Source organism: Clostridium sp. MCC353 (assembly GCF_018785315.1).
Lineage (GTDB): Bacteria > Bacillota > Clostridia > Lachnospirales > Lachnospiraceae > CHH4-2.
Genome location: NZ_WQPN01000105.1, coordinates 1 through 8,820, shown reverse-complemented (window position 1 = coordinate 8,820; position 8,820 = coordinate 1). Strand labels below are relative to the sequence as shown.

Here is an 8,820-nt window from a genome sequence, read left to right as displayed (position 1 = left end):
GTAAACTTTTTATGAACTTTACCTCTCAAGGGGCGCCTCAGAAACTGATTCGGTTTTCAGTTTCTGCCTGTCTTTTTTCGTTCTTGAAGACCAAGTATCTCTAAGGGGCTCTATACGACCCCGAATCCCTTTGCTCCCAGGCCCTCCGCTCCCGATTCCCCTTCTTCTTGGCTGCGTACTGGCTCCACTACGATAATAAAGATTTGGGGAAGAGAAGTAGATTTAACTGACGTGGGGATTAACAGTAAAGCGCCAAGGCATTTTCGAAAATGCCTTCAGGGTTGATGTTAAATGATATGGGACTTTACACTAAAGGGTGAAACCATTTTCGAAAATACCTTCACCCTTTATGTAAAAAATTTGCTTTTAATTCCTTGTTCCAGAGAAAACCAGCAGAAAAGTGGGACGAGGGGACGGAGGCCGGACCGGGGCTTGAAACCTGCGGGGTGGGCCGGGCTCTGACGGTGTGGGAAGTCGTCTGGAAACCGTTAGTGGAACTTAGTCTGCAGGCATCAAAAAAGACGGGCAGAAACTGAAAACCGAATCAGTTTCTGAGATGCCCACTGAACGGTGAACCACCATAAAGGGTTCATCGTGAATGGGCATCGGACCGTCTTTTTTCATGTCTGCGGGCTTTAGTTCCACTTACGGTTGGAAGCCGACTTCCCACACCGTCAGAGCCCGGCCCACCCCGCAGGTTCCAAGCCCCGGTCCGGCCTCCGTCCCCTCGTCCCGCTTTTCTGCGTATCTTTCTCCACTAAATCCCAATTCTCTCCAACACAATCCTCTTCAGATATTCAAAACTTTCCAGCCTGAATGCCCATGCCAGTCCCGCATAGATGAGCACGCCTGCCACCATCTGTACAATGAGGCACAGCCAAACTCCCGGAACGATAAACTGGATTCCGTACACCATAACGCACATCAAACATGACACCACCACAGAAGGCAGAATATCGATCCACTGTTCCCCAATGCTGTAATTCAGCAGTTTTTTGTTCGGCCATGCATTAATAAATGTACAGATAAAGTCCGCCACCGCTTTCAGCGCCACCAATGTAATGGCGCCGTACTGAATCCCAATTAGAAGAACGACCAGGCCCACAGCCTTTTTTATCACCTCCAGCTTGAGAAAAATATCACTTCTTCCCACCGCGTTCAGCGCCTGAAGGTTTGCGATATGGATAGGCCAAAAGGAATAAGCTATGCACATAATTCTTAAATATGGCACACATGCCATCCATTTTTCCCCGAGCAGCGCCAATACCAGGGAATCCGCCACAGCAATCATGCCTGCCATCATAGGCAGCACAAGGAAAGAGCTGGTCACTATGGATCTTCTAAGCATACTTTTAACCCGGGCCAGATCATTTTGGCTGGCCGCCAGAACCGGAAGCATAACCGACTGAATGGCAGCACTCAGATTATTAACAATAAGTTTGGGGAATTGATCCCCTCTGTTATAATTCCCCAGCACGCCTTCATTATAGATTTTCCCCATGATGAGCCCATGGATGTTATTAAATATAGTGTCAATCAGAGAAGCGCACAGCAGCTTCCATCCAAATGCAAACATTCCTTTGATCCGTTCAAATACGAAAATAAACTTTGGTCTCCAGCTAATGGTAATAAACAGTATAACCATTAAAGAAAAATAATACATGATCTGCTGCCATGCCAGAGCCCAAACTCCCATACCGAAAAATGCCATTCCAATGCTGACTCCGCCTGAAATAACAGCCGCCCCTAAAGTAGCCAGAAACAGGCCTTTAAACTCCAGCTTTCTGGAGATATAAGCATTTTGTATGGATGTAACACCACCTGGGAACAAGATAATCGACAACACACGGATCACCGCTGTCATTTCTTCATTATGATAAAATGCGGCAATCCACGGAGCGCCTATAAACAGGCAGATGTAAATGAGCCCCGAGGTCATGAGGTTGAAAAAAAAGACCGATGAAAAATCAGCATCATCTACATTCTGCTTTTGGATCAGTGCTGTACTGAATCCATTCTGTACCAGGACATTGGCGATCGTGATAAAGATTGTAATAATTGCCACAATTCCATATTCTTCCGGGGACAGCATACGGGCCAGAATGACGGAAACCAGGAATTGGATTCCCTGGGAACCTCCATTTTCCATGATCTTCCAGAAGAGGCCGTTCAACACTTTTGTTTTTGTTTCACTTGCTGCCATTGTATCGTTCCTTCCACTTTTGATGTCAACGTATTTCATTTAAAGTAAGGCGTGAAGGCATTTTCGAAAATCCCTTCACGCTTTACTTTAAACCCTCAAGGCTTTTTCGAAAATCCCTTCGCGCTTTACTTTAAACCCTCAAGGCATTTTCAAAAATCCCTTCACGCTTTACTTTCACTTCCGCACCGCATAAGCCGCCTTCTGCAGCAACCGGTACAGCCACGGAGCCTTAACTTCCATCTGAATAAAAAACCTGGTCCGGTCCGACAGCTCTTTATAATACCGTTTAAACTCCGGCCGCAGCACCTGATCATACTGTCTCGTATTCACCATAGTCAAAAAGTATATCCTCTCCGCCGCCGACACCGCCTCTTTATGGAACCGCCCGCCGGTCACACGGTCAAATTCCTCATACATCCATTTCATATTCTCATAATATTTCCGCTGTTTTTCCCTGTAATTCCCTTTTTTCCCTGCCGTCGTCCAGGATTGGCTCACACCCACCCGGTAAACGCACATATCCCGGTCCATATAATAGCCATATCCATGTTCCGCCATCATAAGCTGCAGCGGAATATCCCCCACCTGGCAGTCGGTATAATAGCGCGGCAGTTCCTTTATATATTTTGCAGGAAACATCAGGGAAGCCGTGGCGTAACCGGATGTCTTATCAATAATTTCTTCCGGCATAACGATCCTGTCTTCCGTATAAGGCCGCACCCGTCCCTCGGTCATCGAACCGTCCACCACCTCGGTTTTCGCACTGTGAAAACACAGGGTGCAGTCCGGATGGCTCTTCATGTAATCCACCTGCATCTGCATTTTCAGCGGATCTGTCCAGTAATCGTCGCCCTCGCACATGCAGATATATTTGCCCCTGGCCCTGGGGAAATTAAATGCCCCGCTTATATTGGAAATGCCCTTGGAATACTGGTTTTCCGTCTGATACATAGGCTTTATAATATCCGGATATTTATCCGCAAATTCCCTGATAATCTCCGCTGTATTATCCGTAGAAGCATCATCATGAACCAATATTTCATAGGGAAAATCCACCTTCTGCATCAAAAATGATTCCAATGTCTTCCTTATATACTCTTCATGGTTATAAGTAATGCAGTTAATGCTGACCAATGGCTGCTGTTCCATTTCAAACTCCTTCTGGTAACTTTCTATCGCCCGATCCCCATTGTAAAACACTGCGCAATGGTTCCGGCCAATGTATTTTTATAAAAATGATATTTCTTTATGAGAAATGACCTGGTAAACACATTTCCACATGGTATTCTCAAAAAGGCCCGCAAAACCTCTTTCTGTTCTCCATTAAGCTGGTCCGGAAACATTTCCAAAAGGCAGGCCGCCTGCCCGAACATCTTTCTGTAATTCTCTTTTACCTGCCGGTCCTTCTCCTGGGTAAAACGCTCTGAATACTGGCTGATATCCTTTCTGTCCCTGGCTCCCAGCGTATTTCCTTGGTGCTGCCTGTAAAATGACAGCGGCTCCTTCACATACCCGATCTGCCCAAAACAGCAGGCCAAAAGCGCCAGCCACCAGTCGTGCATAAAACAGGTTTCCGGTATCCTTTTCAGATACGGAAGCATTGCCCGGTTAAACATGGCAGCGCCTCCAGTCACAGGATTCTGAACCAAAAGCTGGTTTAAGGCGGTTCTTTCAGGACTGATATGCTGATATGCAAAAAAGCTGGGATGAATCTCAGAAAGATCCGCCCCCGCCACTTTCATATCGGAATGAACGAGAATTGGCGTATCCGCACCAAAGCACAATTCCATTTCTTCCATCTTTTCCAGAAGTTTTTCCACCTTATCCGGCATCCACACATCATCCTGGTCACTTAAAAGGAAATATTTCTCCCGGCAGGATTCATTTTCTGCTTCACGGGAAAGCATCCGCAGAAAGTTGGCCGCGGCGCCGCCGGATGCCTGCTCATTGTCCATGATCTGGATTTGTCCCGGATAACGCATCTGATAATCCCTGATAATCTCCACGGTTCCATCCGTAGACAAATCATCCGATATCAAAATGCCGCCCGGTTTTACTGTTTGTCCCAAAATGGAGTCCAACTGCCTGCCTAGATAACGCTCACCCTGATAAGTTGCCATCAATACTTTCATAACTTCCTCTTATTTCGTCTGCCGTTACAGCCTGAAAAGGCCGGATGCAGCGTTTTTTAACTGTATTTTTATTCATTGCCCCTATTTCTGATACTTGTGAGCTGCTTCCAAAGCTGATTCAATCACCTTATCCATATCATAATACTTATATTCCCCAAGCCTTCCGCCGAAGATCACATGGTCTTCCTTATCCGCCAGCTCCGCATATTTTTGGTACAAAGCCTGGTTTTTTTCATCATTTACCGGATAATACGGTTCCATTCCTTCGCTCCATGCCGCCGGATACTCTTTCGTTATCACAGTTTTGGGCTGTGTTCCAAACTCAAAATGCTTATGCTCAATAATCCTGGTATATGGTGTCTCACGGTCCGTATAATTAACCACCGCATTTCCCTGATAATTGTCCGTATCAATCACTTCTGTCTCAAATTTCAAACTTCTGTATTCCAGTTTTCCATAGCAGTAATCAAAGTATGCATCCACGGTGCCTGTATAAACAACCGTTTCACCAAGAGAATCATAATATTCTTTTTTCTCCAGATAGTCCGCCCCGCATTCAATATCACAGTCGGCAAACAGTTTGTCCACAATCACATTATACCCGCCAACCGGGATTCCCTGATACAAATCGTTAAAATAATTATTATCATAGGTAAAACGCACCGGAAGTCTCCTGATGATAAAGCTGGGAAGTTCACGGCAGTCACGTCCCCACTGTTTTTCTGTATAACCTTTCACCAATTTCTCATAAATATCCGTTCCAACAAGGCTGATGGCCTGCTCTTCCAAGTTCTTCGGCTCGCCGGTTACAGCTTTTCTTTGTTCCTCTATTTTTTCTCTGGCTTCCTGAGGAGTAATCACACCCCACATCTTGTTAAATGTGTTCATATTAAAAGGCATGTTATATATTTCACCCTTATAATTAGCCACCGGGCTGTTGGTAAAACGGTTAAAATCAGCCAGTTCATTGACATAATTCCATATTTTTTTATTACTGGTATGGAAAATATGGGCGCCATATTGATGGACGTGAATTCCTTCCACTTCCGGACAGTAGACATTGCCGCCTATGTGGCTGCGTTTTTCAACTACGAGACATTTTTTCCCCTTTTTTGCGGCTTCATAAGCAAAAACTCCTGAAAACAGGCCGGCGCCGATCAGGACATAATCATATTTTTTCATGAGTGATGCACTCCTTTGGAATTCTATATTTAAATAATGAGATTATTATACTATGTTTAAAGTAAAAGGTGAAGGCATTTTCGAAAATGCCTTCACCTTTTACTTTAAACCCTCAAGCCATTTTCGAAAATGCCTTCCCCCTTTACTTTAAAACCCCATCACTCCTTCAAAAGCTCATCCAAATCCATAGACATCCTGCCCAAATTCCGCTCCACGATCTCATACACAAACAAACCGCCCTTCTCTTTCCCCATATCCACCTCCGGCAGTTTCTGCCACTCCACAAACATGGTTTCTGAGAAATATCGCATTAGAACCGGAGCCATGGCAATTGCAAATGAATCACGCACCATGGTCAGCCGTCTCTCATCCGGCGCTCCCCCGGACCTGGCCCTTATCACTCCGCTTCCATCGTCATTGTTCTCCAGCATCTCAACCTCCACTTCATCGTGGTATCCTTCTAACGTGACCTCCGTTTCCTCCAAATACCGCATCGGCGTATGTCCTAAGTCCCCTAAGTCTCCCCTGCTGCCTTCTTCTGAACGAATATTCATGTCGCGATAATCAACCGTCTCACCGCCTGCCGCTTCAATCAGCTCCTGAACCCCGATAAATCCCCCCAGGTTATTCCAATGCGTGTCCGTTTTATAATAGACCAACTGCTCCCTGCTGGCCTCCACCAGCTCTTCCAGCGGATATACAACCTTAATATCTGAATTTTCACGGATATATTTTACCAATTCCTTTGCCTTGGACGTATCCGACAGAGGATCATAATACTCCGGCACAAACTGCCTGTACACAATTTCCTTATTAGGCGCTATGTAAAAAATGAAATCCTCTTTATCCTCCACATACTTATCCCGCACAGCCAGCAAACGGTCCAAAATCATCTTATGCTGGTCTTCTGTAAACGGGCATACGCCAAGAGTATCGATCATGCTCTCATTCCCTGTATAAAACAGCCACTTGTCCTTGCCAACGATCACTTCTTTATTATCAATACTGTGAAATGCCTCCATATTAAATGCAGCATAAGCATCTATAAAATGGCTCCGAAACGGCGCATGGTCATTAATATAAGCTTCCACCTGCCCCGGAAATCCGCTCAGATTTTCCCAGGAAAGAACCGGCATCCCAGCCAATTCCCTTTTCTCCGTATTTTCAGATTCAGCCTGGTAACCAAATGCCAGCCCCAGCAGATTCGGCAGCAGCAAAATGGCAAAAAAACATACAATCATCCACTTTTTCTTCATTTCGCCCTCCTCCTTAAAATCTGAAATAAATAAACGGATTATAAGTATTGTTCACCAGCAGCATGGTACAGAATCCCAGCAGCGCCGCCATCACCACAATATCCCACCAGCAGATATGCTCTTCATCATATAAATGAACCTTTAATCCCTTAAACACAGCCTGTACCGGCCCGCAAAACAGAACCCCTGCCACAAACCAGAAGATCACCCTCTTGTCCGCAAACATGGGTATGGTATAGCAGCCTCCACGGCCAAAAAACATCACCTTCACCATTTCCTTGATCTGCCCCAGGCTTTCGATCCGAAACAGCATCCATCCAACAATTACTATGAACATGGTGTAAATATGATTCAGCGCCTTAAACCGGTTCTTTTCCAGCATTTCTCCCAGAAATAACCGCTCCATCACAATAAATACGCCGTAATAAGCGCCCCACAGAACAAAATTAATCCCCGCGCCATGCCACAGCCCGGTTACAAGGAATACGATGAACAAGTTAACATAAGTCCTCACATTTCCTTTACGGTTCCCGCCCAGGGGAATATACAAATATTCCCTGAACCATGTGGACAGAGATATATGCCACCGCCTCCAGAATTCCCTGACCGACTGGGATAAATAGGGGTAATTGAAGTTCTCCATAAAATCAAATCCAAATATCTTTCCAAGCCCGATGGCCATATCTGAATAACCGGAAAAATCATAATAAATCTGCATGGTATAAAGCAATATGGTAAACCAGGCCAGCCCGGTACTGGCCAGTTCCTGATTGGGAGAAGTCAGCACATTGTCCACCACAGCCGCAAATGTATTGGCAAGAATCACTTTTTTTCCAAGTCCATAACAGAACCGCTTAATTCCGTAGGCCATCCGGTCCGCTGATATGGTCCGCTGGGTCAGCTGCGTGTCAATCTCGTGATATTTCACAATAGGCCCCGCGATCAGCTGAGGGAAAAAGCTGATATATAAAGCCAGATTCCAGAAATTTTTCTGGACCTTAATTTTCCGTCTGTAAACATCCACCACATAGGACAGCGCCTGGAAGGTGTAAAAAGAAATGCCGATGGGAAGCACAATGTCCCTGGCCCCCACAGCCTCCCGCCCGGCGGCCATATTAACCAGATCCGCAAAGAAATTAAAATATTTATAATATCCCAAAATACCCAGATTCACGATGAGACAGACCGTAACCATGGCCTGCCGCAGCCCTTTTTCCTGGAATTGATCAATCAGCCGTCCGAAGATATAATTAATCCCTATGGATATCACCATCAAAACCACATATTTCGGCTCTCCCCAGGCATAGAAAAGGATGCTGGAAATCAAAAGGATTCCATTTTTAATTTTTAAATTGGGAATACAGATATAGGCCAGAAATACAATCGGTAAAAAATACCAGATAAACACCAATGAACTAAACAGCATATTCGTTTTCCTTTATCCTTTGTTTTTTGTCTTTACTATAATACTACATTTTAAAGGAGTTGTCTTCAAATAAAGGAGATTTTTGACGGCTTATTTACGCGGGGGGCTTAAAATTGGGATTTTAATAGTGAAAGTTACGCAGGAAAGCGGGGAGGGCGGACGGCGGGAAAGAAGACCGGAGAGCAGAACGGGGGGAAACAAACGCTACAGGGATCTGATTCCAACCGTTAAGTGGAACTAAGGCTTTCAGCAGAAAAGAAGGCGGTCCGATGCCCATTCACGGTGAACTCCTCATGACTTCACCGTTCAGGGGCATCTCAGAAACTGATTCGGTTTTCAGTTTCTGCCCGCCTTCTTTCCTGCTGAAAACCTAAGTTCCACTAAACGGTTTCCACACGACCCCTGTACCGTTTGTTTCCCCCTGTTCTGCTCTCCGGTCTTCTTTCACGCCGTCCGCCCTCCCCGCTTTCCTGCTGGTTTTCTCTGGCTCTGGTAATAAAAAAACAATTCTGTAAATTATAAGAAAATTTAACGTAAAACGTGTAAGCGATACAAAACAAACCGTAGTGCAAAATAATAGCTGTCATGGTATACTCTCCATGGCAGCTTATCTTCTTTTTT

7 protein-coding genes are annotated in these 8,820 nt (G+C 45.2%); all 7 read right to left on the bottom strand.

All coding sequences use genetic code 11. The features are described from left to right. Window positions 1–757 precede the first annotated feature (757 nt). Window positions 758–2,203: a lipopolysaccharide biosynthesis protein gene (locus GPL15_RS17840; RefSeq protein WP_215700050.1), complete on the bottom strand. Its 1,446-nt coding sequence runs from the start codon at window positions 2,201–2,203 to the stop codon at window positions 758–760. A gap of 174 nt (window positions 2,204–2,377) precedes the next feature. Next, on the bottom strand, window positions 2,378–3,352 hold the full coding sequence (locus tag GPL15_RS17835) for a glycosyltransferase (protein WP_215700049.1): 975 nt from the start codon (window positions 3,350–3,352) through the stop codon (window positions 2,378–2,380). A 23-nt stretch (window positions 3,353–3,375) separates the two neighbouring features. Next, window positions 3,376–4,335 (bottom strand): glycosyltransferase family 2 protein, encoded by a 960-nt coding sequence (locus GPL15_RS17830; RefSeq protein ID WP_215700048.1) that lies wholly within the window; start codon window positions 4,333–4,335, stop codon window positions 3,376–3,378. Between the two features lie 81 nt (window positions 4,336–4,416). Beyond that, the gene (gene glf / locus GPL15_RS17825) at window positions 4,417–5,517 is read right to left on the bottom strand and encodes a UDP-galactopyranose mutase (RefSeq protein ID WP_215700047.1); all 1,101 of its coding nucleotides are present in this window, start codon (window positions 5,515–5,517) and stop codon (window positions 4,417–4,419) included. Between the two features lie 158 nt (window positions 5,518–5,675). After that, complete coding sequence (locus tag GPL15_RS17820; RefSeq protein WP_215700046.1) at window positions 5,676–6,773, bottom strand: hypothetical protein; 1,098 nt, start codon at window positions 6,771–6,773, stop codon at window positions 5,676–5,678. A gap of 13 nt (window positions 6,774–6,786) precedes the next feature. Continuing rightward, window positions 6,787–8,199 (bottom strand): MBOAT family protein, encoded by a 1,413-nt coding sequence (locus GPL15_RS17815; RefSeq protein ID WP_215700045.1) that lies wholly within the window; start codon window positions 8,197–8,199, stop codon window positions 6,787–6,789. Between the two features lie 380 nt (window positions 8,200–8,579). After that, window positions 8,580–8,820 (bottom strand): hypothetical protein (locus GPL15_RS17810; RefSeq protein WP_215700044.1); only part of this gene is annotated, 241 nt, incomplete at its 5' end.

What these genes read in the sequence shown, in the direction of transcription:
- GPL15_RS17815 (WP_215700045.1), bottom strand. Translation starts at nt 8,199, where the DNA reads ATGCTGTTTAGTTCATTGGTGTTTATCTGGTATTTTTTACCGATTGTA.
- GPL15_RS17835 (WP_215700049.1), bottom strand. Translation starts at nt 3,352, where the DNA reads ATGGAACAGCAGCCATTGGTCAGCATTAACTGCATTACTTATAACCAT.
- GPL15_RS17830 (WP_215700048.1), bottom strand. Translation starts at nt 4,335, where the DNA reads ATGAAAGTATTGATGGCAACTTATCAGGGTGAGCGTTATCTAGGCAGG.
- glf (WP_215700047.1), bottom strand. Translation starts at nt 5,517, where the DNA reads ATGAAAAAATATGATTATGTCCTGATCGGCGCCGGCCTGTTTTCAGGA.
- GPL15_RS17840 (WP_215700050.1), bottom strand. Translation starts at nt 2,203, where the DNA reads ATGGCAGCAAGTGAAACAAAAACAAAAGTGTTGAACGGCCTCTTCTGG.
- GPL15_RS17820 (WP_215700046.1), bottom strand. Translation starts at nt 6,773, where the DNA reads ATGAAGAAAAAGTGGATGATTGTATGTTTTTTTGCCATTTTGCTGCTG.